Annotated in this window: 18 protein-coding genes and 2 tRNA genes; 2 read left to right on the forward strand and 18 right to left on the reverse strand. The window is 59.4% G+C overall.

What is annotated here, in order from left to right:
* Positions 1-91: 91 nt before the first annotated feature.
* The 12 genes from K5D32_RS13695 to rnr all read right to left on the reverse strand — a co-directional run bounded on the left by K5D32_RS13695 (position 92) and on the right by rnr (position 17,169).
* Positions 92-376, reverse strand: coding sequence for a hypothetical protein (locus K5D32_RS13695; RefSeq protein ID WP_221593961.1), 285 nt, complete (start codon positions 374-376; stop codon positions 92-94).
* The gene (locus tag K5D32_RS13700; RefSeq protein WP_221577930.1) at positions 342-1,262 is read right to left on the reverse strand and encodes a transglutaminase family protein; all 921 of its coding nucleotides are present in this window, start codon (positions 1,260-1,262) and stop codon (positions 342-344) included. The genes K5D32_RS13695 and K5D32_RS13700 overlap by 35 nt, the downstream gene beginning before the upstream one ends.
* Positions 1,262-3,760, reverse strand: a complete 2,499-nt coding sequence (locus tag K5D32_RS13705) for a circularly permuted type 2 ATP-grasp protein (RefSeq protein ID WP_221577931.1) — start codon at positions 3,758-3,760, stop codon at positions 1,262-1,264. The genes K5D32_RS13700 and K5D32_RS13705 overlap by 1 nt, the downstream gene beginning before the upstream one ends.
* Before the next feature lie 101 nt (positions 3,761-3,861).
* The gene (locus K5D32_RS13710) at positions 3,862-7,134 is read right to left on the reverse strand and encodes a DUF2126 domain-containing protein (RefSeq protein ID WP_221600622.1); all 3,273 of its coding nucleotides are present in this window, start codon (positions 7,132-7,134) and stop codon (positions 3,862-3,864) included.
* A gap of 247 nt (positions 7,135-7,381) precedes the next feature.
* Positions 7,382-9,691 (reverse strand): YgiQ family radical SAM protein, encoded by a 2,310-nt coding sequence (locus K5D32_RS13715; RefSeq protein ID WP_221539499.1) that lies wholly within the window; start codon positions 9,689-9,691, stop codon positions 7,382-7,384.
* Between the two features lie 240 nt (positions 9,692-9,931).
* The gene (gene dnaB / locus K5D32_RS13720; protein ID WP_025258307.1) at positions 9,932-11,326 is read right to left on the reverse strand and encodes a replicative DNA helicase; all 1,395 of its coding nucleotides are present in this window, start codon (positions 11,324-11,326) and stop codon (positions 9,932-9,934) included.
* 124 nt (positions 11,327-11,450) lie between these two features.
* Positions 11,451-11,897, reverse strand: a complete 447-nt coding sequence (gene rplI, locus K5D32_RS13725; protein WP_025258306.1) for a 50S ribosomal protein L9 — start codon at positions 11,895-11,897, stop codon at positions 11,451-11,453.
* A 20-nt stretch (positions 11,898-11,917) separates the two neighbouring features.
* Positions 11,918-12,814 carry a hypothetical protein gene (locus K5D32_RS13730; RefSeq protein ID WP_198724389.1) on the reverse strand — a complete coding sequence of 299 codons (897 nt, stop codon included), beginning with the start codon at positions 12,812-12,814 and terminating at the stop codon, positions 11,918-11,920.
* Between the two features lie 39 nt (positions 12,815-12,853).
* The gene (rpsR, locus tag K5D32_RS13735; RefSeq protein WP_002551829.1) at positions 12,854-13,084 is read right to left on the reverse strand and encodes a 30S ribosomal protein S18; all 231 of its coding nucleotides are present in this window, start codon (positions 13,082-13,084) and stop codon (positions 12,854-12,856) included.
* 28 nt (positions 13,085-13,112) lie between these two features.
* Entirely contained in the window at positions 13,113-13,538 is a 426-nt protein-coding gene (gene rpsF / locus K5D32_RS13740; RefSeq protein WP_002551828.1) for a 30S ribosomal protein S6, read from the reverse strand.
* A 257-nt stretch (positions 13,539-13,795) separates the two neighbouring features.
* Complete coding sequence (gene rlmB / locus K5D32_RS13745) at positions 13,796-14,557, reverse strand: 23S rRNA (guanosine(2251)-2'-O)-methyltransferase RlmB (RefSeq protein WP_201001774.1); 762 nt, start codon at positions 14,555-14,557, stop codon at positions 13,796-13,798.
* On the reverse strand, positions 14,554-17,169 hold the full coding sequence (gene rnr / locus K5D32_RS13750; protein WP_221593962.1) for a ribonuclease R: 2,616 nt from the start codon (positions 17,167-17,169) through the stop codon (positions 14,554-14,556). The genes rlmB and rnr overlap by 4 nt, the downstream gene beginning before the upstream one ends.
* A 225-nt stretch (positions 17,170-17,394) precedes the next feature.
* Between rnr and K5D32_RS13755 the strand changes: the two genes are divergently transcribed.
* Positions 17,395-17,481: transfer RNA gene (locus K5D32_RS13755), tRNA-Leu, on the forward strand.
* Between the two features lie 165 nt (positions 17,482-17,646).
* Positions 17,647-17,733: transfer RNA gene (locus K5D32_RS13760), tRNA-Leu, on the forward strand.
* Between the two features lie 138 nt (positions 17,734-17,871).
* On the opposite strand, the gene K5D32_RS13765 is transcribed toward K5D32_RS13760, so the two are convergent.
* The 6 genes from K5D32_RS13765 to hflX form a co-directional block, all read right to left on the reverse strand.
* Positions 17,872-19,806 carry a methyl-accepting chemotaxis protein gene (locus K5D32_RS13765; protein ID WP_221593963.1) on the reverse strand — a complete coding sequence of 645 codons (1,935 nt, stop codon included), beginning with the start codon at positions 19,804-19,806 and terminating at the stop codon, positions 17,872-17,874.
* 173 nt (positions 19,807-19,979) lie between these two features.
* On the reverse strand, positions 19,980-21,272 hold the full coding sequence (locus K5D32_RS13770; RefSeq protein ID WP_221600623.1) for an adenylosuccinate synthase: 1,293 nt from the start codon (positions 21,270-21,272) through the stop codon (positions 19,980-19,982).
* Between the two features lie 54 nt (positions 21,273-21,326).
* The gene (locus K5D32_RS13775) at positions 21,327-22,514 is read right to left on the reverse strand and encodes an ATP phosphoribosyltransferase regulatory subunit (RefSeq protein WP_198724385.1); all 1,188 of its coding nucleotides are present in this window, start codon (positions 22,512-22,514) and stop codon (positions 21,327-21,329) included.
* Positions 22,515-22,785: 271 nt separating this feature from the next.
* A complete protein-coding gene (gene hflC / locus K5D32_RS13780) occupies positions 22,786-23,655 on the reverse strand; it encodes a protease modulator HflC (protein ID WP_221577934.1) in 870 nt (289 codons plus the stop codon).
* Positions 23,655-24,833 (reverse strand): FtsH protease activity modulator HflK, encoded by a 1,179-nt coding sequence (hflK, locus tag K5D32_RS13785; protein ID WP_025258298.1) that lies wholly within the window; start codon positions 24,831-24,833, stop codon positions 23,655-23,657. The genes hflC and hflK overlap by 1 nt, the downstream gene beginning before the upstream one ends.
* 96 nt (positions 24,834-24,929) lie before the next feature.
* Entirely contained in the window at positions 24,930-26,231 is a 1,302-nt protein-coding gene (gene hflX, locus K5D32_RS13790) for a ribosome rescue GTPase HflX (RefSeq protein ID WP_221577935.1), read from the reverse strand.
* Between the last annotated feature and the right edge of the window lie 12 nt (positions 26,232-26,243).

Raw genomic sequence — 26,243 nt, forward strand, 5'->3', positions numbered from 1 at the left:
GGGTGCTTCATTAGTGTGATGAGAGACTGCCCCATCCAGGGCCAGGTTCCAATGACCTGCGTCAACGTGACTCTCAAGGAAGGCTTATCGATCAGTGGCGCGCAATGATACCGGCTATCGCCGTCATCGAAACAATCAAACAGCCGGCCAGCGCAGGCGGCTCTACCATCGACGCATTGCCACCCATGGAATGCCTGTCATGCAGCTCAATAGCCTGTTTCGCAGTTTGCTTGCCGCTTACGCCTGTGGCGCCAGCGCCAGTTGTCCACACGATGCCTGCGACCAGGCGCGGCGCGCTGCCGGATAATCGAATGCGCCGCTTAAGGAACGATTCAAAGGCCTCAGGAATTAATGGCGATGCCTGAATACACTTCACCGATGGGCATCACCGTCACCCGGACTTCAGGGTCATGATTACCACCACCCAGAATCACGCCGCGCAAGGGCGAGACATCGGAGAAGTCCCGCCCCCAGGCCAGGCTGATGTGCTCCAGCGCCGGCTGAATGTTGTTGGTCGGATCGAAGTCGACCCAGCCCGACGCCGGGCAAAACACTGAAACCCAGGCGTGGGAAGCGTCAGCCCCGATCAGCCGAGGCTGGCCGGGCGGTGGCTGAGTCAGCAGGTAACCGCTGACATAACGTGCTGCCAACCCCCGCGAGCGCAGACACGCCAGCATCAGATGGGCAAAGTCCTGACAGACCCCGCGACGCCGCTCCAGCACTTCCACCAGTGGTGTCGCCACCTGGGTGGCTTCGCCGTCAAAGGTGAATTCCTCGAAGATCTTTTCCATCAAGGCCTGCACGCACAGCAGCAAAGGCCGCCCCGGCGGGAAGCAATCCTGAGAGAACTCGGCGAACGAGCGCTTGAGATGCACATAAGGCGACTCGAAGCGATACCGACAGGCCTCAAGAACATCGGCGGTCATTCGTTGCGCGCTGTAGGTCAGGGCGCTGCGCGTCACCTCCCACTCGGGCGAGAGGTTGAAGTCCAGTTCAGGTCGCTTCAGCACTTCCACTCGCAAACGGGCATTGACCTGCAGTTCGTCATGAGGACGTTCGAAAGCCAGACGAGTCAGCGGATTGCCGAATACATCCAGCTCGTCCCGGCGCGTGGTGGGCGTCGGCAGGATTTCCAGATGCTGCTCGCTGCAACGCTGCCACGGACTGCTGCGCGGCCACAGGTGAGCCAGTTGCTGCGCCAGGGAAACCGGGCTGTCGTACTTGTAATGGGTGTCGTGAAGAATCTGGTAATGGGCACTCATCAAACGGATACCGTACGTTGGCTGACATCATCGACATGGGCGAAGTGGCGCAGGGCCAGGCGGTCGGATACCTGCCCGCTGGTATCGCCAATGGTTTGCAGCAGATCCGCCAGACCTTCCAGCACAGCCTTGAGGCTGCTTTCACCGAACAGTGGATTCTCCAGACTGCCAAGATCGAAGCTGGACAGACGCTGGATCAGGATTGCGAGGCTTCTGTCGCACGGCGCACCGAAGTCGTCGTTCAAACGTCGCAAGGAGCGCTCCACCTGCTTGAGCTGGAACAACACGGCATGAGGGTTCTGCTCGTCGAGCAGCAACAGGTCCAGCACCGGAATCAGATGCGGCACGGCCATGTAACGTGAACGGTAGGTAATGCTGCTGTTGCCCAGTTCCAGCAACCAGTCCAGCCCCGAGTGATCGGACACCGCCGCAGCCCTCAGGAAAGCGGCCAGGCTGGAGCTGAGAAACTTCAGGCGTTCGATACGCCGCCCGATCATCAGAAAGCTCCAGCCTTCGTCACGGGTCATGTCGTCCAAAGCAAACCCGGACAAGGCGGCCAGAGACATCACCAGCCGGTTGAGGAAATCCAGCAGTTCGCCGAAATCCGGCTCCTTGGTTTCCAGGCTTGCGGCTTCGCGCTGCAACTCCACCAGCGCCTGCCAGTTTTCCCGGGAAAGCTTGCCCCGCACCTGGGACGCAGCCCATTGCAAACGCTGCAGATTGGAACGCAGGCTGAATACCCATTCCTCCCCCAGCAACGCCGTGAGCAGACGATCGGGCAACTCTTCGCCCTCCTCGGCTTCGGGCAACAGGTTCAGGCTTTCGGCCAGTTCCACGGAAGCCTGCAAGGCCAGAGGATCATCGCCATCGATATAGCGCGCCAGCATGATCCGCAATAACCGGGCGCTGTCATCGCAGCGCTCGCAATAACGTCCGAACCAGTACAGGTTTTCCACCACCCGCGACGGCAGGTACGGATCGCGACGAATCAGGTCGTAGACACCCAGCGGGCGCTGCCCTTTCCACGGTTCGCCCAGATGCGAGTAGTGCTCGCCCAACACCCAGGTGTCCTTGCTGGCACCGCCGCGCTGCATGGAAATCACATCCGCATCGGCTTCGGCAGCCACACGGGTCAGACCACCCGGCAGCACGCGATAACCCTCCATGCCCGCCACCGCATACACCCGCATGCCAATGGCACGAGGTTGCAACCCCTTGCCGTCAGGCTGAAGGACTGGTGCATGGGACAGTTGCGCCAGCTCTTGCGCGACATAAGCGTAAGGCCGTGCCTGCATGCGAGCCGCCAGTGCCTTGCGTTGTTCTTCGTTCAAGTCGCGCCCGAAGACCGGTGCGAATCGCTGCGACGGAAACGCCGGCTTGATCAGCAATTCGGGAAGCTTCTCCAGCGCCTGAGCCAGCACCGGAGGCTCTCCGCACCACCAGGTCGCAACCGAGGGCAGGATCAGGTCTTCGCCAAACAGGTACTGGCTGATTTTCGGCAGGAAACCCAGCAACCCCGGCGACTCCAGAACACCGCTGCCCAAGGCGTTGGCCACCAGCACATTGCCCTGACGCACAGCTTCCAGCAGACCGGGCACGCCCAGCGCAGAGTCGGTGCGCAACTCCAGCGGATCGCAGAAGTCATCGTCCAGACGCCGCATGATCGCGTGAACCCGGCGCAGACCGCTGAGGGTTTTCAGATAAACCGTGGCATCGCGCACGGTCAGATCGCCGCCTTCCACCAGCGGATAGCCCAACTGGCGTGCCAGGTACAAATGCTCGAAATAGCTTTCATTGAAACGGCCAGGAGTCAGCAGCACGATCAACGGCGCTTCGCTGCTGGTCGGCGCCTGACGGGCCAGAGTCTGTTGCAGGGCACCAAAGAACCCCGACAAGTGCCTGACCTGCAGATCACGGTAGGCTTCTGGCAGCGCACGCGCGACGATCTGCCGGTTCTCCAGCGCATAACCGGCACCCGAAGGCGCCTGCGTGCGGTCGGCAGTGACCCACCAGCGTCCGTCCGGCGTTCGCGCCAGATCAACGGCGTACATGTGCAGGAACGTCCCTTCAGGCGGTTTGACACCCTGGCAAGGCCACAGAAAATTGTTATGCCCGAATACCAGCTCGGCAGGCAGCAAGCCATTGGCGATGAGGTCTTGCGGACCATACAGATCAGCCAGCACGGCATTGAGCAGGCGGGCACGCTGGGCGATGCCTGCCGCAAGATGCTGCCACTCCTCGGCCGGGATGACATGCGGCAGCAGATCCAGCTCCCACGGGCGATCGGCGCCCTTGGGGTCGGCATAGACGTTATAGGTCACGCCGTTTTCCTGGATCTGCCGGGTCAACAGCGCCTGGCGCTGGGTCAACTGGGTGGAAGTACTGCGCTGCATATGCTCGTACAGGCGCTGCCAGTGCGGCCGTACAGCACCGCTGGCATCGAGCATCTCGTGATAGGTCCCCTCGGAAAGCGGGTAACGGTCAAGCAGATCAGGCATGGAAGGCTCGGCAAACAGCATAAGGGCTTCAGGTTAGCGCAGTCAGATGTCACACCGATGTGGACACGTCCGTGTGCATCCAACTGACTGAGCCGTTTTTATTAATGCAGGCGCATATCCAGCGTCATCGGCAATTCATCGCTAATGTTGAGCGACGGAATCTCCAGCTTGCCTGCGGTATGCCCCACACGGAAGAACCGTGAGAGGCGCCGGCTTTCCGCTTCGTTGGCGTTGACCGGCAATGTTTCATAGTTGCGACCGCCCGGATGGGCGACATGATACTCGCAGCCGCCCAGCGAGCGCTGCATCCAGGTATCCAGCAGATCGAAGACCAGCGGTGCATGAACGCCGATGGTCGGTTGCAGGCAATTGGCAGGCTGCCAGGCCCGATAGCGCACAGCCGCGACGAACTCGCCCACTCGCCCGGTGGGCTGCAAAGGCACCGCAATGCCGTTGCAGGTCAACATGTAGCGCTGCGGCGGCAAACCATTGATCCGTACCTGCAAGCGCTCCAGAGACGAGTCCACATAACGCACCGCGCCGCCGCCCGAGCCTTCCTCGCCCAGTACATGCCAGGGCTCCAGCGCCTGCCGCAACTCCAGCTCGATGCCGTTGACCGCGTAGTCGCCCACTTTCGGGAAGCGGAACTCCAGATGCGCGGCGAACCATTCGGCCCGCAGTGGATAACCCACGTCATTGAGTTCGGCAATCACATCAGCGAAATCCTGCTCGATGAAATACGGCAGCATGAAACGGTCATGCAGCTCCGTCCCCCAGCGCGCCAGCTTGGCCGGTGCATAAGGCTCGCGCCAGAAACGGGCGACCAGCGCCCGCAACAGCAATTGCTGGGCAAGGCTCATGCGCGCATGGGGCGGCATTTCAAAGGCGCGCAGTTCCAGCAGACCCAGGCGCCCGGTCGCACCATCCGGCGAATACAGCTTGTCGATACAGAACTCGGCGCGATGGGTATTGCCAGTGACATCAATCAGCAGATTGCGCAGCAGCCGGTCGATCAACCAGGGCGCAACTTCCTCGCCCGGCTTGGGCATTTGCGCAAAGGCGACTTCCATTTCATAGAGCGAATCGTTGCGCGCCTCATCAATGCGCGGTGCCTGAGACGTCGGGCCGACGAACAGACCGGAAAACAGATACGACAGGGACGGATGGTTGTGCCAGTAGCTGATCAGGCTGCGCAGCAGATCGGGACGGCGCAGAAATGGCGAGTCCGCAGGGGTCGCACCGCCGAGCACGAAGTGGTTGCCACCGCCTGTACCGGTATGGCGGCCATCGATCATGAATTTTTCAGTGGTCAGGCGCGTAAGGCGTGCCTGCTCATAAAGAAACTCGGTGCGCTCCACCAGTTGGTCCCAGGTGGAAGAAGGTTGCACGTTGACCTCGATCACACCCGGATCCGGCGTAATCCGGAAATTGCTCAGGCGCGGATCGCTCGGCGGCTCGTAGCCTTCCAGCAGCACCGGGCACTGCAATTCTTCGGCGGTGGCTTCGATCACCGCCACCAGCTCAAGGTATTCCTCAAGCTTTTGCAGCGGCGGCATGAACAGGTACAAACGCCCGCCACGCGCTTCTGCGCACAAGGCCGTTCGGGTCAGCCAGTCGGCGGACTGATCGATGACCGGCTGAGGCTGATCAGTATCGAGCAGCGTTTCTGAATGTAATTCGTCACGTTCAGGCAGCTCGGGGAAATCCTGGTTGTGGTCGGTCGGATGAATGAACGGGTACTCCGCCGCCTTGACCCACGGCTGCGAAGCCAGAGGCAAGCGATAGCCGAGCGCGGAATCACCCGGCACCAGACGGCAATGGGTATCGCGTAAATACCAGCGCCCGCTCTGCCAGCGGTCACCCGCAGCGGTGCGCGCCAATGGCAGCACCTGGCCAATCACCTTGTCCAGCCCTTGCTCGAACACCTTGCGCAAGCGTGCCCGCTCAAGCTCGTCGCTCAGACGGGAATCCTCGGCAGTGACGTTCACCGGCAATGCGCCTTCGCGCCACAGGTAATAGAGATTGTCTTCGTAGGCCGGGAAAACGAAACGGGTCGGCAGTTTCAGGCGCTCGGCGACGCTGCTCAGAAAACGTCCGGCCAGTTCGCCGGTCACGCCGTAGTCACGGGTTTCATCGGCAATCAGCGCATCATTGTTCCAGACCGGCTTGCCGTCCTTGCGCCAGAAGCTGTTGAGCGACCAGCGCGGTAGTTGCTCACCGGGATACCACTTGCCCTGGCCAAAATGCACGATGCCCTTGGGGGAATAATGTCCGCGCATCCGCTGAAACAGCTCGGCCGACAGCGCCCGTTTGTTCGGCCCGAGGGCGGCGATGTTCCACTCGCTGCCATCACGGTCATCGATAGAGACGAACGTCGGCTCGCCGCCCATGGTCAGGCGCACGTCATCGCGGGCCAGATCAGCGTCGATCTGATGCCCGAGGGCCTGAATCTCCTGCCATTGCTCTTCGGTGTAGGGCTTGGTGACGCGAGGCGCTTCCCAGATCCGCTCCACCGACATTTCATGGCTGAACTCGGTTTCACACGGCTCGACCAGCCCGCTGATCGGCGCTGCGGAAGAAGGCTCGGGGCTGCACGCCAGAGGAATATGCCCTTCCCCGGCAAACAGGCCCGACGTCGCATCCAGCCCGACCCAACCGGCGCCCGGCAGATAGACCTCGCACCAGGCGTGCAGGTCAGTGAAATCCACGTCAGTGCCGGACGGCCCGTCCAGCGCCTCGACATCGGCCTTGAGCTGAATCAGATATCCCGACACGAAACGCGCTGCCAGCCCCAGATGACGCAGCAATTGCACCAGCAACCAGGCGGAGTCGCGGCATGAACCTGAAGCGTTCTCCAGGGTGAACTCAGGGGTCTGCACACCCGGTTCCATACGGATCAGGTAATCGATGTCCTGACTCAGGCGCTGGTTGAGCCCCACCAGAAAGTCGATGGCGGGCACCGGCTCACGGCTGATGCTTTCAAGATAAGCGGTAAAACGCGGCGTGAGCGGCAGTTTTTCCAGATACGGCGCCAGCTCGCGCTGTTCCTCACTGGCATAAGAAAACGGAATATTTTCCGCGTAGGGCTCAAGAAAAAAGTCGAAGGGGTTGAACACTGCCATCTCGGCAACCAGATCGACCTCGACCCGCAGCTCTTTGGTCTTCTCGGGGAACACCAGACGCGCCAGATAATTACCCTGCGGGTCCTGTTGCCAGTTGATGAAGTGGTTTTCGGGCAAGACTTTCAGCGAGTACGACAACACGCGGGTTCGGCTATGAGCGGCCGGGCGCAGGCGAACAATCTGAGGACCCAGTTCAACCGCGCGTTCGTAGCGGTAATGCGTGACATGGTGCAAGGCAATATGAATCGACACGGCGTGCCTCCTGCGGCCTGGACGGTCATTGAACCGCGCAAGACTTATGCCATGCGGAACAAAGCCTGCGCCAGCGATATTGAAGTGACTGGATCAGCTAAGCACAGCACCAGAATCGCGCCAATTCAGATTAGCGGTGCAAGGGTCGCACAGAAATGAGGCAGTAGGAGTACAACTCCGTAGGAGCGAATTCATTCGCGAAGCCTTTCGCGAATGAATTCGCTCCTACGAGGAGGGGGACGAACCGTTAGCGGGGCACCACTGGCTTGCGCGCAGGCTTCTTGCCCTTTCCGCCCTTGGCGGCTTCCATACGCTCTTTGGCAGCCTGCTTGTTGCGAGCCAGCGCGGCGGCCTTGGCTTCTTCGCGCTTGTCCCAGGGCTTGCTGCCGTCGCTGCCACGTGGCGGCAGGCCGGTGTGCTGGGTCTGGATCAGGTTGGTCTTGCCACCCTTGCCCACCTTGTGACTGCCAGCCGGTGTCGAGTTCTTGCGACGGGCGCTCTGGTAGCTGTCGGTCGCCGGTTGATGCAACGGGATCAGTTGATGCTTGCCAGGGCCGATCAGGTCAGCACGGCCCATCCGCTCCAGCGCTTCACGCAGCATCGGCCAACCCTTCGGGTCGTGATAGCGCAGGAATGCCTTGTGCAGACGACGCTGGGCCTCGCTCTTGACGATGGTGACGCCGTCGCTCTTGTACGTGACCTTGCGCAGCGGGTTCTTGCCCGAGTGATACATGGCAGTTGCCGAAGCCATTGGCGACGGATAGAACGCCTGCACCTGATCGGCGCGGAAACCATTGCCCTTGAGCCACAGTGCCAGATTCATCATGTCTTCATCGGTGGTGCCCGGGTGGGCGGCGATGAAGTAAGGAATCAGGTACTGCTCCTTGCCTGCCTCTTTGGAATACTTCTCGAACATGCGCTTGAATTTTTCATAGCTGCCGATGCCCGGTTTCATCATCTGGTTGAGCGGACCTTCCTCGGTGTGTTCCGGGGCGATCTTCAGGTAACCACCCACGTGGTGGGTCACCAGCTCTTTGACGTACTCCGGCGACTCGACCGCAAGGTCGTAACGCAGGCCGGAAGCGATCAGGATCTTTTTCACGCCCGGCAAGGCGCGGGCACTGCGATACAACTGAATCAGTGCCGAATGGTCGGTGTTCAGGTTCGGGCAGATGCCAGGGAAAACACAGGACGGCTTGCGGCACGCCGATTCGATTTCCGGGCTTTTGCAGGCGATGCGATACATGTTCGCGGTAGGGCCGCCCATATCGGAAATAACGCCAGTAAAGCCTGGGACCTTGTCGCGAATCTCTTCGATTTCGCGAATGATCGAATCTTCGGAACGGTTCTGGATGATCCGCCCTTCGTGCTCGGTGATCGAACAGAAGGTGCAGCCACCAAAACAGCCGCGCATGATGTTGACCGAAAAACGGATCATGTCGTAGGCCGGAATCTTCTCCTTGCCATACGCCGGGTGCGGAACGCGCGCATAGGGCATGCCGAACACGTAGTCCATTTCTTCGGTAGTCATTGGAATGGGCGGCGGGTTGAACCAGACGTCCACATCGCCATGCTTCTGAACCAGCGCACGGGCGTTGCCCGGGTTGGTTTCCAGGTGCAGCACGCGGTTGGCGTGGGCATAGAGCACGGCGTCGTTACGGACTTTCTCGACCGAAGGCAGGCGGATGACCGTCTTGTCGCGGGTCATGCGCGGGCTGGCCAGGATCTGCACGACCTTGGCTTCGTTCGGATCTTCTACCGGGCCTTTTTCCTGCTCGATGGCGCAGGCCTGGGTGTCTTGAGTGTTCACGTACGGGTTGATGATCTTGTCGATCTTGCCCGGACGGTCGATACGCGTGGAGTCGACTTCATACCAGCCAGCAGGCGTATCGCGACGGATGAACGCCGTACCGCGCACATCGGTGATCTCTTCGATCTTGTGGCCGTAGGACAGACGCTGGGCGACTTCGACAATCGCACGCTCGGCATTGCCGTAGAGCAGGATGTCGGCGCTGGCGTCGATCAGGATCGAGTTGCGAACCTTGTCCTGCCAGTAATCGTAATGCGCGATGCGGCGCAGCGAGGCTTCGATACCGCCCAGCACGATCGGGACATGCTTGTAGGCTTCCTTGCAGCGCTGGCTGTAGACCAGACTCGCACGGTCAGGACGCTTCCCGGCCAGACCGCCCGGTGTATAGGCGTCGTCGGAACGGATCTTCTTGTCCGCGGTATAGCGGTTGATCATCGAGTCCATGTTGCCAGCAGCGACACCGAAGAACAGGTTCGGCTCGCCGAGCTTCATGAAGTCGTCTTTGGACTGCCAGTCAGGCTGGGCAATGATCCCGACGCGGAAACCCTGGGATTCCAGCAGGCGACCAATGATCGCCATGCCGAAAGACGGGTGATCCACATAGGCATCGCCGGTGACGATGATGATATCGCAGGAATCCCAGCCAAGCTGATCCATTTCTTCCCGGCTCATCGGCAGGAAAGGCGCCGGTCCGAAACATTCGGCCCAGTACTTGGGATAGTCAAATAACGGCTTGGCTGCTTGCATGTCAGGACCTACGTTTGCACGTTGGAAAAATCGCGGGCGCGGAATATAGCACAAAAAATGATCAAATCCGACGATAGTGGTCGGATTAGTTAAGGCACAAACAAAACTTGCGGGAGGCAGCTTGCTGGCGAAAAGACCTCAAAACCGACAGATATTCTGCGTCTGTACGCTGAAGTCGCCAGCAAGCTGCCTCCCACAAAGTGATTTATGACCTTAACTGATCGGCATTACACCTACACATCACTCGTCATCGAAGTTGTAACTGCCCGGCGCGAGATTCTCGAAGCGGGTGTACTTGCCGATGAACGCCAGACGGGACGTACCGATCGGGCCGTTACGCTGCTTGCCGATGATGATCTCGGCAATGCCCTTATGCTCGGTTTCCGGGTGATACACCTCGTCGCGATACACGAACATGATGACGTCGGCGTCCTGCTCGATCGCTCCGGATTCCCGCAAGTCGGAGTTGATCGGGCGCTTGTTGGGGCGCTGCTCCAGGGAACGGTTGAGCTGCGAGAGGGCAATGACCGGGCAGTTGAATTCCTTGGCCAGGGCTTTCAACGAGCGGGAAATCTCGGAAATCTCGTTGGTCCGGTTGTCACCGGCAGAACCCGGAATCTGCATCAGTTGCAAGTAGTCGATCATGATCATGGCGATGTCGCCATGCTCGCGGGCAACACGACGGGTACGGGCACGCATCTCGGACGGACTGATACCGGCCGTATCGTCGATGAACAGCTTGCGGTCATTGAGCAGATTGACCGCCGAAGTCAGACGCGGCCAGTCATCATCTTCCAGCTGGCCGGCACGAACCTTGGTCTGGTCGATACGCCCCAGCGAGGAAAGCATACGCATGATCAGCGATTCGCCTGGCATCTCCAGCGAGTAGACCAGTACGACCTTGTCGCTGCGCAGTACCGCGTTTTCTACCAGGTTCATGGCGAACGTGGTCTTACCCATGGACGGACGACCGGCAACGATGATCAGGTCGGCCGGTTGCAGGCCGCTGGTCTTGTCGTCCAGGTCGGTATAGCCCGTGGACAGGCCGGTAATCGCGTTATCGCTGTTGAACAGCGTGTCGATACGGTCGATGGCCTTGGTCAACAGGTCATTGACGCCCACCGGGCCGCCAGTCTTGGGCCGCGCCTCGGCGATCTGGAAGATCTGCCGCTCGGCCTCGTCGAGAATTTCTTCGGCGGTACGACCTTCGGGGTTGAAAGCGCTGTCGGCAATCTCGTTACTGATGCCGATCAACTGGCGCAGGGTCGCCCGCTGGCGAACGATCTGGGCATAAGCCTTGATGTTGGCGACAGACGGCGTGTTTTTCGCCAGCTCACTAAGGTACGCCAGACCACCCACCTGAGACGTCTGACCCTCCTTGTCCAGTTGTTCGGACAGGGTCACAACGTCAATCGGGCTGTTCTGATCGGCCAGCCGGGCAATCGCGCGGAAGATCAGGCGGTGGTCATGCCGATAGAAATCGCCATCGGATACTTGATCAAGCACACGCTCCCAGGCGTTGTTGTCCAGCATCAAACCACCGAGCACAGCCTGTTCGGCCTCGATGGAATGCGGCGGCACCTTGAGGGCAGCAGTTTGCAGATCGTATTGCTCGGGGGCGGAAATATCGTTCATGGCCACTTGAATTCGAGGTTTACAGAATAGGGGCTAGCAGAAAGACAAAAGGCACGACCTGTAAACAGGATCGTGCCCGATGTTAATCCTCTAACGGCAAAGCCGCCAGACGATTGCGTACTGCTTAAGCTGCTACCACGACAACGCGAACGGTCGCTTCAACGTCGCTGTGCAGGTGCACGGCAACGTCGTATTCGCCGACGTTACGGATAGTGCCGTTCGGCAGACGAACTTCGCTTTTTGCAACTTCAACGCCAGAGGCGGTCAGTGCATCAGCGATGTCGTGAGTACCGATCGAACCGAACAGCTTGCCTTCGTCGCCAGCGGTGGCAGTGATGGTCACTTCCAGCTCAGCCAGTTGGGCAGCGCGAGTTTCGGCAGAAGCCTTTTTCTCTGCAGCCAGTTTTTCCAGCTCTGCACGACGCTCTTCAAACGCAGCCAGGTTGGCAGCGGTTGCAGCGGTTGCTTTGCCGTATGGCAGCAGGTAGTTACGACCGTAGCCGGCCTTAACGTTTACTTTGTCGCCCAGGTTGCCCAGGTTCGCGACTTTTTCCAGAAGGATCAGTTGCATGTGGAAAATCCTCTTAACTTTTAACCTTCACCGTTCGCAGGGCCTTCTCCGGAGTCTTTCGGCTTCCGGCGACCGCGAAAATCAATCAGGCTGTCGACAATGGCTATCACCACGAGCAACGGATAGATCAGCTGCATGAATACCAGCAGCGTTATGTACATCCCCACCAGCCAGAACTTGGCCAGTCGCTTTTCAGCCACCATCCCATGCATCAGGGCCAGCCCGGCGAACAACAACGGTACGCTGCACAGCGGTGTAAGCATCGCCATCTGCGGACCGAAGTTCGGCCCCAGCAGCATGCACACCAACAGCACCGATGTTGGTATCAGCGGGAGTCTCAGGGCGCGAAATTCGCGTCCGAAACCACCCGGGTTGTACAACAACGCTTGCCAGTAACGCCCCAGGATCAGGGTCAGCACTGTAACGATTTGCAGCAACGACGCTATCAGGCCATTGAGTACCGGTGTAATCAGTGCTCCAAGACGCGCTCGCTCTTCTACGTTCAATTGCTCGTAGAGCCCCGTGAGCATTGCCGGCAGGTGTTTCTGCAACTCCTGCGACATCGCTTCAATGGGTTCGCGGAAAACCGTGCCCAGAATCACTGCATACAACATACCCAACGCCACGCTGACCAGCAGCACGCGGACCCAGGACTCGCTGGCACGCAAAACCATTGCCAAACTCAGCGAACCGAACAGCACCATGGCTGTACGCGGCTCACCGAAATACCACCAGGCCAAAGCCGGCAGCAGAGCCCAGGCCAGGACACCAACGGCATCACTGAACCCGCGTCGCAGGAGCACAAGGCAACCTGCGGCAGCACTTAACCAGAACAACAGCGGCAATGCCGCACATCCAGCCACTAACAAAGTGGCCTGCATACGGCCGCGCATGATGAATTCAGCCAGGGCGCGCATGCTATCTATCCCTTGTTACGTTTTGTCGACTACCTGGTCTCAGCGGCCGTGGCTGTCGGTGTAGGCCAGCAAGGCCAGGAAGCGGGCGCGCTTGATAGCGGTGGCCAGCTGACGCTGATAACGAGCTTTGGTACCGGTGATGCGGCTTGGAACGATTTTGCCGGTCTCGGATACATAAGCTTTCAGAGTGTTGAGATCTTTGTAATCGATCTCTTTCACGTCTTCAGCGGTGAAGCGGCAGAATTTACGACGACGGAAGAAACGTGCCATGTAATAGGCTCCTCAAAAGGTCCGTGGATTACTCGTCAGCGTTATCGCTAACGTCGCTGTTGTCACCGTCATCGCCATCGGCGCTGTCGGAGTGCTCAGGACGGTCACGACGCTCACGGCGCTCACTGCGGTTCTCTTCAGCCTTGAGCATCTCGGACTGGCCAGTTACGGCTTCGTCGCGACGGATGACCAGGTTACGGATCACAGCATCGTTGTAACGGAAGTTGTCTTCCAGCTCGGCCAGGGCCTTGCCAGTGCACTCAACGTTCAGCATCACGTAGTGAGCCTTGTGAACATTGTTGATTGCGTAGGCCAGTTGACGACGGCCCCAATCTTCCAGGCGGTGGATTTTGCCGCCGTCTTCTTCGATCAGCTTGGTGTAACGCTCAACCATGCCGCCGACTTGCTCGCTTTGATCCGGGTGGACCAAAAAGATAATTTCGTAATGACGCATGAATGCTCCTTACGGGTTGTAGCCTGCCGCCAAAGCGGTCAGACAAGGAGTGAATGACACTGTTAGTCTTGCTCAGGGACAGACACAAAAGCGCCTGCCGTGACAGCAAGGGGCGCAATTGTAGAGAAGGGGGAAAGAAGCTGCAAGGGAAAGAAGCAGAGGGGAAGAGACAGCTACAAGCTTCAAGCGGCAAGCTATAAGCCGCAAGCAGAACTCGGACCGCTTGTAGCTTGTAGCTTACCGCTTGCAGCTAACGCCTACTTCCGCGTAGCGGCCGCTTTCACGCTGCGCTGACGCATCGCTTCAAACAGACAGACGCCGGTTGCGACCGAGACGTTCAGGCTGCTGACGCTACCGGCCATCGGCAGGCGTACCAGATAGTCGCAGTGCTCGCGGGTCAGGCGGCGCATGCCTTTGCCTTCGGCACCCATGATCAGGATGGTCGGGCCGGTGAGGTCCTGCTGATACAGCTCCTGCTCGGCCTCGCCAGCCGTGCCGACCACCCACAGACCGCGCTGCTGGAGTTTTTCCAGGCTGCGGGCCAGGTTGGTCACGGCCACCAGCGGAATGACTTCCGCCGCGCCACACGCCACTTTACGCACCGCAGGCGTCAGGGTCGCCGACTTATCCTTGGGCACAATCACTGCCAGCGCGCCGGCTGCATCGGCGGTACGCAAACATGCGCCGAGGTTATGCGGATCGGTAACGCCATCGAGCACCAGAATCAGCGGCGCACCTTCGGTACGATCCAGCAGCTCATCGAGCATCGCCTCGCCCCAGACCTGGCTCGGGCTGACATCGGCAACCACGCCCTGGTGTACGCCCTCGACCCAGGCGTCCATTTCGCGACGCTCAGCCTGACCGATAGTGACGCGGTTCTGGCCAGCCAGCTCGACAAGCACCTGGACACGAGGATCGTTCCGGCCTTCAGCCAGCCAGATGTGTTTGACCCGCTTTGGATGGTGACGCAGCAACGCTTCTACAGCGTGCACGCCGTAGATTTTTTCCAACTGACTCATGACTTGGCCTTGGGTTTACGCGCCCCGCCACTTTTCGCAGCTGGAGCAGAGCCCGACTTGGACGGACCCTTACGATGTTTACTGGGTTTCGACGCAGCAGAGCCAGACTTATCGGATTTACCCGAGGAAGTCTTGCCGCTGGTCTTGGCCTGATCCAGAAGAGCCTTCTTCATTTCCCGGCTTTTGCGCACTTCGGCGTTTTTCGCCGCGGCATCGCTGGGACGATAGGCTTCGGATACGGCTTCCTTGGCTGAAGAACCACGACGCCCGGCAGGCTTGGCCGCCGGCTTGTCCTTCTCGGCAGCAGGTGCAGGCGCAGTTTCCTGGCCGCGACGCTTGCGACCGACCGGCGCGCTGGCCGTCTTCTCGGACACTTCGAAGTCGATCTTGCGCTCATCCAGATCGACACGCATGACGCGCACTTCGACCGTATCACCCAGGCGGAAGCTGCGACCGCTGCGCTCACCCGCGAGACGGTGATGCACAGGATCGAAGTGGTAGTAATCGCCCGGCAAAGCAGTCACGTGAACCAGACCCTCGACGTAGATATCGGTCAGCTCGACGAACAGACCAAAACCGGTCACGGCTGTGATCACACCCGGGAACGACTCGCCTACGCGATCCTTCATGAACTCGCACTTGAGCCAGTTCACCACATCACGCGTAGCTTCGTCGGCACGGCGCTCGCTCATGGAGCACTGCTCGCCCAACTGCTCCAGAATGGCTTCGTCGTAAGGGTAGATACGCGCCTTCGGAATCGTTGCAGCACCGGCACGACGAACGTGCGGCGTATCCTGCTTCGAGCGGATCACGCTGCGGATGGCCCGGTGCGTGAGCAGGTCGGGATAACGACGGATCGGCGAAGTGAAGTGCGTATACGCCTCGTAATTCAGGCCGAAGTGACCGTTGTTGTCCGAGCTGTAGACCGCCTGACTCAACGAACGCAGCATCACGGTCTGGATCAGGTGGTAATCCGGACGATCACGCACGGTTTCCAGCAACGCCTGGTAATCCTTCGGCGTAGGACCTTCCTTGCCTTTATGCAGCGACAGACCCAGCTCGCCCAGGAAAGCGCGCAGCTTTTCCAGACGCTCCGGCGGCGGACCATCGTGAACACGATAGAGCGCAGGTATTTCATGCTTCTTCAGGAATTCGGCAGTGGCCACGTTCGCAGCCAGCATGCACTCTTCGATGAGTTTGTGAGCATCGTTGCGGGTCGTCGGGCGGATTTCGGCAATCTTGCGCTCGGAACCGAAAATGATCCGGGTTTCCTGAGTCTCGAAATCGATTGCGCCACGCACATGACGCGCGCCCAGCAGCACTTTATACATCGCATAAAGCTGCTTGAGGTGCGGCACCACTTCAGCGTATTCGCCGCGCAACGCCTTGGCCTCGGAAGTCTTCGGCTGCTCCAGGATCGTGCTGACCTTGTTGTAGGTCAGGCGAGCATGGGAGTGGATGACAGCTTCGTAGAAGACGTAGTCGGTCATCTCGCCGGTCTTGGAGATGGTCATCTCACAGACCATGGCCAGACGATCAACAAGCGGGTTCAGCGAGCACAGGCCGTTGGAGAGCTGCTCAGGCAGCATCGGCACCACACGCTCGGGGAAATACACCGAGTTGCCGCGCACCTGGGACTCTGCATCCAGCGCCGAGCCGATCTTCACGTAGCTCGATACGTCGGCAATCGCCACGTAGAGCTTCCAGCCACCGGAGAACAGACGCAGCTTGCCCGGCCTGGCTTCACAGTAGACCGCATCGTCGAAGTCGCGAGCGTCTTCACCGTCGATGGTCACGAAAGGCAAGTGACGCAGGTCGACGCGGTTTTCCTTGTCCTTCTCTTCGACTTCCGGCTTGAGCTTCGCCGCTTCCTTGAGCACGGCCTCAGGCCATACATGGGGAATGTCGTAGGTGCGCAACGCGACATCGATTTCCATGCCGGGCGCCATGTAGTTGCCCACCACTTCAATCACATCACCCTGCGGCTGGAAGCGCGGCGTCGGCCAGTGGGTGATTTTCACCTCGACGAACTGACCGATCTTCGCACTGCTGTTGCGCCCGGGCGTCACCAGCACTTCCTGCTGGATCTTCGGGTTGTCCGGGATAACGAAACCGATGCCGCTCTCTTCAAAGTAGCGACCGACAATGGTTTCGTGAGCACGGGAAACGACTTCGACAATGACACCTTCACGGCGGCCACGGCGGTCGAGGCCAGAAACGCGTGCCAGGGCACGGTCGCCGTCGAACACCAGACGCATCTGCGCCGGACTCATGAACAGGTCGTCGGAGCCATCGTCGGGAACCAGAAAACCGAAACCGTCACGGTGCCCGGTGATGCGGCCCAGGATCAGGTCCAGCTTGTCCACCGGCGCGTAGGTTCCGCGGCGGGTGTAGATCAACTGAGCGTCGCGTTCCATCGCCCGCAGACGACGACGCAAGGCTTCGAATTGATCCTCGGTGGACAGGCCGAACTCTTCGACCAGTTGCTCGCGACTTGCCGGCGAACCGCGCTCGGCAAGGTGCTGCAGAATCAGCTCACGGCTGGGAATAGGGTTTTCGTATTTTTCCGCTTCACGAGCGGCCTCGGGATCGAGGGACTGCCAATCGGCCATTAGAGAGTTTTCACCTTGTCTATATGTGGGTTAGTTTGGCATACACCTATTGAAACGGGAAATTTCAGACTCACCTGCCCCTCTAAAAACCCTTCCAGAGGGCGCAAAAAACCGTACTGGACGCCGCCTGCGAAATTTTCCAAATATTTTTGACAACAGGGGTTTACAGCTCAAAAGGCGCTCCGTATAGTGCGCGCCATCGACAGGCAAACACTTGTTGATACTGCCCAGATGGTGAAATTGGTAGACACGCCAGCTTCAGGTGCTGGTGACCGCAAGGTCGTGGAAGTTCGAGTCTTCTTCTGGGCACCAATTCAGAGCTGCAGATTACATCAATCTTCAGGCTCAAACAAAAACCCGCGAAAGCGGGTTTTTGCATTTCAGGGTTTCGATTATTAAAACCAAAACAGGGGTTTACAGATCGAAACTCCCTCCGTATAGTGCGCCCCATCAACGGCGTACAGCGCTGAAGATGCTGCCCAGATGGTGAAATTGGTAGACACGCCAGCTTCAGGTGCTGGTGACCGCAAGGTCGTGGAAGTTCGAGTCTTCTTCTGGGCACCAATTCAAACAAAACCGAGCCTGTGCTCGGTTTTGTGCTTTTCGGGGTTTGGAATTTTTCAGGCTCACGAATGCATTCAAGGGCTTCGCGAATAAATTCGCTCCTACGGGCCGGTAGGAGCGAACTCATTCGCGAAATGATCAGGCCCTGAACTGCCCCAGACTCGCCTTCAACTGCGCAGCCAGGCTATTGAGCACCTTGCCGCTGGCCGTAGTTTCAACAACAGCCTTGGCAGCCTGCTCGGCCTGAGCATGAATCACTTCCACACGACCGCGTACCGCCTGGGCACCTTCGGCCTGATGCTCTGCCGCCCTGGTCGCGAGACCGATTGCCGCATGCACCTGCTCGACCGACTCCTGGACTGTCTGTTGCAACTTGGCGCTGTCTCGCAGAACCGCCAGCCCCTCTTTGGCCTGCCGCCCGGCAAGACCGATGGCAGCCACCGCTTCCTTGGCACCTCGCTGCAAGGCACCGATATGCTCCTGGATATCTCCGGTGGAGCTTTGGGTCTTGCTGGCCAGCGCACGCACCTCATCGGCAACCACCGCAAAACCACGCCCGGTCTCGCCAGCGCGAGCCGCTTCGATGGCGGCGTTCAGGGCCAACAGGTTGGTCTGCTCGGCAATCCCGTGAATCACCTCAAGCACGACTTCGATCTGCTCGCTTTGCTGCGCCAGACGCTCGATGACTTTCGCTCCGGTTTCCACCTGCCCGGCCAGCGCCTCGATCAACCCGCCCACCTGATTCGAAGTGCGAGTGTTCTCGTCGGTCGCCTGCTTGATGCCGACCACCTGCTGCAGAGCAGCCTGCATGGCATTGCTTTCCGACTGCGCCTCATCAGCCATCTGCTCAAGAGCCTTCAGGCTGGCCGCCACTTCGTCACGCTGCCGCTCAGCCGCCGCATCGGCGCCAGCGTTACGCTGGCTCATCACACCGATTTCAACGCCGGTACGCTGAGCCACTTCGCCCGCCTCGCGCACGATCGGCTGCAGTTTGTCGATGAAGCGGTTGACCGCCGCCGACATATCGCCAATCTCGTCATTGCTGTCGAGTTTGACACGCTTGGTCAGATCGCCCTCGCCTGCCGCCAGGTCATTGAGGGCCGCAATCAGCAGATGCAGCTTGCTGACCACCCGACGCCCCAACACCACAGCCAGCAGCAGCAACACTCCCAGGCCAACCAGCGCCAGACCGAGACCGATCCTCCAGCGCAGGTCTTCGGCCGCGCCTTGAACGGCCAGGCTGGTATTGCTGGTCATCGCCGTCGCAGCGCTCTGGGCAGACTGCAAACGAGTGCGCAGCGCAGCCGAGCTATCTTTCGATGCACTCACCAGACTTTCCGAAACCAGTTGCTCACCATTGGTGATCAGAGATGCGAAGCGCTTGTCCAGAGCCACCAGGTTTTCCTCGACCGCGGCCGTGGAAACCCCCATGCGCACCTTGCCGATCTCGACACCATTAGGGCTGATCGAGGCTTCGATGTAGTAAACCGACGGATCGTTTTTCGCGGCATTCAGGACCTTGTCCATGGCGCGCTCGCCTTCACCCTTGGCGAGCAGCGACTTGATCAAGGCATTGTCACGATTCAGATAACGGGTCAGGTGCTCACCGGCAGCATCGTCGTAGACGACAAACAGAACATTGGGATTGCGCTGCGCACGACGGGCGAATTCGGACAATGTGGGCGTATCGTTATCCCACATGGCTCGCGGTGCCACCGCCGCCAGCAACTCGGCCATATCGGTAGCCGAATCCTTGAGACTCTTTTCCAGCGTAGCGCGCAATTGCGCCTGCTCGTCCTTGAGACGTGTAGACAAGCCGGCACTCAAGCGTTGACGGGTGCTGGCAGAAAGCGCATCAAGACTTGATGTCACCTCGCTACTCGCACGCTCCAGTTCAGAAGACAAATGTTGCGAATCTACCCCCAACCGGCTGGCAAGATCCGCTTCCAGCGCCGTGACGGTGCTCCGGGTAAGAGCGACTGCAACAAGCACCTGCACCAGAATGGCAATACCAAGCGCGATGAAAACCGGACGCAGCAAGCGGCTGCGTAAAAGAGAGAGCACTGCTGACACGGGAGAATCCCTCCACCATGGGTGACATTAAAATAATGGCACCTTTTCTGACGCTTCTATGTAGCAAGCGCCGTGCCGTACAGCAAGTACAATCCCGCACTTGGCATACCAAACAGCCAAAAACAAAAAAGGGCCGCAAGATGCGACCCCTTTTTACACCACAACAAGCTCAATCAAGCAAACGGATGACGCAGAACGATGGTTTCGTTGCGGTCAGGGCCGGTGGAGATGATATCGATAGGCGCGCCTACCAATTCTTCAACACGCTTGATGTAGGCACGAGCATTCTCAGGCAGCTCTGCCAGAGTTTTGGCGCCCAGAGTGGATTCGCTCCAGCCTGGCATCTGCTCGTAGACCGGACGCAGACCGTTGTAGCTGTCGGCATCGGTAGGCGCGTCGATGACAGCACCCTCATCATTCTCGTAGCCGACACAGATGTTGATGGTTTCCAGACCATCGAGAACGTCCAGCTTGGTCAGGCACAGGCCCGAGATGCTGTTGATCTCGATAGCACGACGCAGGATGACCGCATCGAACCAGCCACAACGACGGGCACGGCCGGTGGTAGCACCGAACTCGTGGCCACGCTTGGCCAGGAAAGCACCTACATCATCAAACAGCTCGGTAGGGAAAGGACCCGAACCGACGCGAGTGGTGTAGGCCTTGGTGATGCCCAGGATGTAATCCAGGTACATCGGACCGAAACCCGAACCGGTAGCGATGCCGCCAGCGGTGGTGTTGGAGCTGGTGACGTACGGATAAGTACCGTGGTCGATATCCAGCAGCGAACCCTGGGCACCCTCGAACATGATGTCTTTACCGTCGCGACGCATTTCATGCAGCGCAGCGGTGACGTCGAGCATCATCGGCTTGAGCAGGTCAGCGTATTCCATGCACTCGTCGAGCGTCTTCTGGAAGTCGATGACAGGCTCTTTGTAGTAATTGACCAGCACGAAGTTGTGGTAGTCGAGCAGCTCACCCAGCTTGGCTGCGAAACGCTCGCGATGGAACAGGTCGCCAATGCGCAGACCGCGACGCGCGACCTTGTCTTCGTAAGCCGGGCCGATACCGCGACCGGTCGTACCGATCTTCAGTTCGCCACGCGCTTTTTCACGCGCCTGATCAAGCGCAACGTGATACGACAGGATCAGCGGGCAGGAAGGGCTGATGCGCAGACGCTCGCGCACCGGAATGCCTTTCTCTTCAAGCTTGACGATTTCGCGCAGCAGCGCGTCGGGTGCAACCACTACACCGTTACCGATCAGGCACTGTACGCCTTCGCGCAGTACACCGGACGGAATCAGGTGCAGGACGGTCTTCTCGCCATCGATCACCAGTGTGTGACCTGCGTTGTGGCCACCCTGATAGCGAACCACAGCGGTCGCATGTTCGGTCAGCAGATCAACGATCTTGCCTTTGCCCTCATCACCCCATTGGGTGCCCAGGACTACGACATTCTTACCCATAACACTTGTCCTCATTCACGCAAACTTGGTGCCGGCGGCGGCCGGCAGGAATACTCAAGAAGCCAGCGGCATTACCTGCCAACGCTCGCCATGCTGAATCAATTGCCGATCGCAATCGGCTTCACGCGCTGCACTCACCTGCTGCCCAGGCAAAGCCTGAACCACACGCTGCCCTTCGCTGCGCAACTGGCAAACCTGCTGCCAGAGTGCTGCATCCGTGCTGTCCGGCATCCATATACCACCCGATGGCAGCTCGATTTCTGCACGACCCAGTGTCACCAGGGTTTTCAGGTCCGTGGAGAAACCGGTTGCCGGACGGGCGCGACCGAAGTCGGCGCCGATATCATCATAACGACCGCCCTGGGCAATCGATTGACCTACGCCCGGCACGAACACCGCGAAGACCACACCGGTATGGTAGTGGTAGCCGCGCAGCTCACCGAGATCGAAATACAAAGGCAACTGCGGGAAGCGCGCAGACAGGCGATCGGCGATGCTCAGCAGATCGTCCAGCGCAGCCAGCACGGGCGCAGGCGCATTCGCCAGACGGTCACGCGCAGCAGCCAGGACTTCACGACCGCCACACAGGTCGACCAGAGCGCGCAGCATCGTGGCCAGCTCTTGCGGCAGATCGGCCGTCAGGGCAATGACTTCATCGATGGCCTTGCGCTGCAGGGCATCGAACAACTGCTGCTCGACCTCGCCCGACAGACCGGCCGCACGGGCCAGCCCACGATAAATACCCACATGCCCAAGGTCCATGTGGACATCAGGTACGTCGGCCAGTTGCAGCATCGCCAGCATCAGGCTGATGACTTCGACATCGCTGCTCGGGCTCGCATCGCCATACAACTCGGCGCCCAGTTGAATCGGGCTGCGCGAGGATGACAAGGCACGCGGCTGGGCATGCAGGACGCTGCCCGCGTAGCAAAGACGGCTTGGCCCTTCACGCTTGAGGGTGTGCGCATCGATACGCGCCACCTGCGGCGTGATATCGGCACGAAAGCCCATTTGCCGTCCCGACTGCGGATCGATCACCTTGAAGGTGCGCAGATCCAGATCCGAGCCTGCTCCGGTGAGCAGAGACTCCAGATATTCGATATGCGGGGTGACGACAAACTCATAGCCCCAGCTCTGGAACAGATCCAACACCTGACGACGCGCTACTTCGATACGCGCCGCTTCTGGTGGCAGTACTTCTTCGATGCCATCTGGTAGCAGCCAGCGGTCAACCGTTGCCATTACGCCATTCCCCTGTGATCCGGGTGGCCAGCCGTGAGGCAAGCCTTGAGTGAAGCAGAAAGTGGTCGCCCGTATGACGGGCACGACAAACGCCCGAGACAGGCCTTGCTGACCACTCTCCTCGAAAAATCTTGCCGCCCGCCAAGTCGGCTGCGGCCAATCAATCGTGCAGACGCAAAAAAGCCGGGAATTTCCCGGCTGCCGCATCATACACACGTTTTACCGTACGATCACCCCACCGGGCGGTTTTGCCGCCCGGCGGGTTGATGAATTACGGCTTGGCTTTTTCCAGGAAGCGGAAGAACTCGCTGCCCGGATCAAGCACCATCACGTCACTCTTGCTCGTGAAGCTCTCGCGGTAGGCGCGCAGGCTACGGTAGAACGCGTAGAACTCCTGGTCCTGGCCGTAAGCCTTGGAGTAGATCGCAGCAGCCTGGGCATCACCGTCACCGCGCGCCTCTTCAGACTCGCGATAGGCTTCAGCCAGCAGCACACGGCGCTGACGATCGGCATCGGCACGAATACCTTCAGCCAGCTCGTTACCCTTGGCACGGTGCTCACGCGCTTCACGCTCACGCTCGGTGCTCATGCGCTCGAATACGCTGCGGTTGACTTCCTTGGGCAGGTCGATGGCCTTGACCCGGACATCGATCACTTCGATACCCAGCTCTTTCTCGGCCATGCGGTTCAGGGAGCCCGTGATGTCAGCCATCAGCGCGTCACGCTCACCCGACACGACTTCGTGCAGGGTGCGCTTGCCGAACTGGTCACGCAGGCCGGATTCCAGACGACGCGACAGGCGCTCGTCGGCAATCTGCTTGAGGCCGGAAGTCGCGGTGTAGAAACGCTCCGCATCCTTCACGCGCCATTTGGCGTAGGCATCGACCATGACCGCTTTCTTTTCCAGCGTCAGGAAACGCTGGGTAGGCGCATCGAGCGTCAGCAGGCGGCCATCGAACTTGCGCACCTGGTTCATGTAAGGAATCTTCACATGAAGGCCCGGCGGCACATCAGCCTTGACCACACGACCGAATTGCAGCAGAACCGCACGCTCGGTCTGGGACACGATATAGAGGCTGTTCCAGGCAACGATTGCCAGCACCACGCCCAAAATAAGGGTGATCAGCGATTTATTGCTCATCAGCGACTCTCCCTGGTACGTACATCGCGCTGCTGGGTATCGGGCGCTCGCGCACCGGTATCCGTTCCAGTTGCGGACGCACTACCGGAACCCGAAGTGTTTCCGGTGCTACCACCACGACTGCTTTCGATCATCTTGTCGAGCGGCAGATAAAGCAGATTGTTCTGACCCTTGTCGCCGGTCACGAGAACCTTGCTGGTATTGCTGAAGACTTCCTGCATGGTGTCCAGATACAGACGCTGGCGGGTAACTTCAGGAGCCTTGCGGTATTCGGCAACCAGTTTGGTAAAGCGGTCAGCCTCACCCTTGGCGCGGGAAACCACTTCATCGCGATAGCCGTTGGCGTCTTCGATGATGCGCTGGGCCTGACCACGGGCTTCAGGAATCACGCCATTGGCGTAGCTCTCGGCCTGGTTGCGGGCACGCTGCTCGTCTTCACGGGCACGGATCACGTCATCGAAGGCTTCCTGCACTTCACGCGGCGCAGCTGCGCTCTGTACGTTCACCTGGGTGATGGTGATACCGGTGCGATAGGTATCGAGGAAGCGTTGCAGACGCTCCTTGATTTCGCTCGCCATCAACTCACGACCTTCAGTCAGTACCTGATCCATCGCCGTGGAACCCACGACATGGCGCAGCGCACTTTCGGTCGCGTGCTGCAGGCTGATTTCAGGCTGATCGACGTTCAGCACGAAATCCTGCAGGTTGCTGATCTTGTACTGCACGGTCAGCGGCACTTCGACGATGTTCTCGTCTTCGGTCAGCATCTGGCCCTGCTTGCTGTAGGCACGTTCGCGAGTCACGTTTTCCATGTACTTGCGATCGAACGGCGGGAAATAGATATTCAGACCCGAACCTACGGTTTCGTAGTATTGGCCGAAACGCAGAACGACAGCCTGCTCCTGCTCGTCAACGACGTAAACGGCGTTGTAAAGCCAGAAAGCGAAAAGCACGACAAGGCCGATGCCCAGCAGGCCGAAGCCACCGCCGCCACCCGAACCGCCGCCATTACCGTCACCGCTGCGTTTCTTACCGCCGCCGAACAACCCATTCAGGCTTTCCTGCAGCTTACGGAAGGCCTCGTCGAGATCAGGTGGTCCCTTGCGGTCGCCGCCACGGCGTTTTCCACCCCAGGGATCTTGATTATTCGAGTTGCCACCCGGCTCATTCCAAGCCATAGCGCTCTCCATCTGATAAAGCAAAGACGCGCCCACGGCGCGCCAACCAATGCTACAGAATGCCCGTTAAAGCCGTACAATGGCTTTACCGCGCTTTTATTGCAAAGTGTGTTGCTCAATGAACTCCAGCGGCTGCAGTCCTTCGCGACTCACCAGGCGATTGAATTCGACTCGCGGCAGACGAACTGCCAACAGGCTGGCACCTTCTTCGTCATGGTTTTCACTCTGCACCGCGCCCAACTCAAAAAACTGTGCGCGCAGTCGAGCAAAACGCTGAGGCAAACGCAAGGTGCCGACAAACAAATCGTCACCCAGCAATTCGGCCACAGCCTGCTTGAGCAGGTCCAGCCCTCGACCGTCATGGGCAGACACCCAGACACGCTGCGGCTTGCCATCGGCATCGCGTTGTATCTGAGGATCCACACCTTCCAGCAAATCGAGTTTGTTATACACCTCAAGGATCGGCAAGCCCTCGGCGCCGATCTCTCCCAGCACCGCCATGACCTGTTCGATCTGCGACATGCGGTCAGGCTCATGGGAGTCGATGACATGCAGCAGCAGGTCCGAGTTGCTCGACTCTTCGAGCGTTGCCCGGAAAGCCTCGACCAGCTTGTGCGGCAGGTGACGGATGAAACCCACGGTATCGGCCAGAACGATCGGCCCCAGATCGTCGAGCTGCAGACGGCGCAGGGTCGGATCGAGGGTTGCGAACAACTGGTCGGCCGCGAACACCTCAGAGTCCGTCACCGCATTGAACAGTGTCGATTTGCCGGCGTTGGTATAGCCCACCAGTGAAACCGAAGGAATATCGGCGCGTTTGCGCCCTCTGCGGGCCTGATCGCGCTGACTGCGAACCTTTTCCAGGCGCGCCTTGATCTGCCGCAGGCGAACCCGAAGCAGGCGACGGTCCGTTTCCAGCTGGGTTTCACCCGGCCCACGCAAACCGATACCACCTTTCTGACGCTCAAGGTGAGTCCAGCCACGAACAAGACGGGTACTCATATGCTCAAGCTGGGCCAGTTCGACCTGCAGCTTGCCTTCGTGAGTGCGCGCACGTTGCGCGAAGATGTCCAGAATCAGACCGGTGCGATCCAGCACGCGACACTCGAATGCACGCTCGAGGTTACGTTCCTGGCTGGGCGAGAGAGTGTGATTGAAGATAACCAGATCGGCCTGCTCGGTCCTGACCTGGTCGCGAAGCTCTTCGACCTTGCCAGTGCCAATCAGGTATTTGGCCGATGGCCGATGACGCGGCACGTTGATAAACGCGACGGTATCGGCACCCGCCGATATGGCCAGCTCCTGAAACTCCTGCGGATCTTCGCGCGCCTCAGGGTCCTGACCATCCAGGTGAACGAGAATTGCCCGCTCACCACCACTGTGGCGCTCAAAGAACAAGGCAGACTCCTA

It is taken from the genome of Pseudomonas cichorii, assembly GCF_019719005.1.
In the GTDB taxonomy this organism is placed as follows: Bacteria; Pseudomonadota; Gammaproteobacteria; order Pseudomonadales; family Pseudomonadaceae; genus Aquipseudomonas; species Aquipseudomonas cichorii_E.

Bases quoted from the DNA above. Each gene is read 5' to 3' on its own strand.
- K5D32_RS13700 (WP_221577930.1), bottom strand. From the start codon at position 1,262: ATGAGTGCCCATTACCAGATTCTTCACGACACCCATTACAAGTACGAC.
- K5D32_RS13705 (WP_221577931.1), bottom strand. From the start codon at position 3,760: ATGCCTGATCTGCTTGACCGTTACCCGCTTTCCGAGGGGACCTATCAC.
- K5D32_RS13715 (WP_221539499.1), bottom strand. From the start codon at position 9,691: ATGCAAGCAGCCAAGCCGTTATTTGACTATCCCAAGTACTGGGCCGAA.
- dnaB (WP_025258307.1), bottom strand. From the start codon at position 11,326: ATGAACGATATTTCCGCCCCCGAGCAATACGATCTGCAAACTGCTGCC.
- rplI (WP_025258306.1), bottom strand. From the start codon at position 11,897: ATGCAACTGATCCTTCTGGAAAAAGTCGCGAACCTGGGCAACCTGGGC.
- K5D32_RS13730 (WP_198724389.1), bottom strand. From the start codon at position 12,814: ATGCGCGCCCTGGCTGAATTCATCATGCGCGGCCGTATGCAGGCCACT.
- rpsR (WP_002551829.1), bottom strand. From the start codon at position 13,084: ATGGCACGTTTCTTCCGTCGTCGTAAATTCTGCCGCTTCACCGCTGAA.
- rpsF (WP_002551828.1), bottom strand. From the start codon at position 13,538: ATGCGTCATTACGAAATTATCTTTTTGGTCCACCCGGATCAAAGCGAG.
- rlmB (WP_201001774.1), bottom strand. From the start codon at position 14,557: ATGAGTCAGTTGGAAAAAATCTACGGCGTGCACGCTGTAGAAGCGTTG.
- rnr (WP_221593962.1), bottom strand. From the start codon at position 17,169: ATGGCCGATTGGCAGTCCCTCGATCCCGAGGCCGCTCGTGAAGCGGAA.
- K5D32_RS13770 (WP_221600623.1), bottom strand. From the start codon at position 21,272: ATGGGTAAGAATGTCGTAGTCCTGGGCACCCAATGGGGTGATGAGGGC.
- K5D32_RS13775 (WP_198724385.1), bottom strand. From the start codon at position 22,514: ATGGCAACGGTTGACCGCTGGCTGCTACCAGATGGCATCGAAGAAGTA.
- hflC (WP_221577934.1), bottom strand. From the start codon at position 23,655: ATGAGCAATAAATCGCTGATCACCCTTATTTTGGGCGTGGTGCTGGCA.
- hflK (WP_025258298.1), bottom strand. From the start codon at position 24,833: ATGGCTTGGAATGAGCCGGGTGGCAACTCGAATAATCAAGATCCCTGG.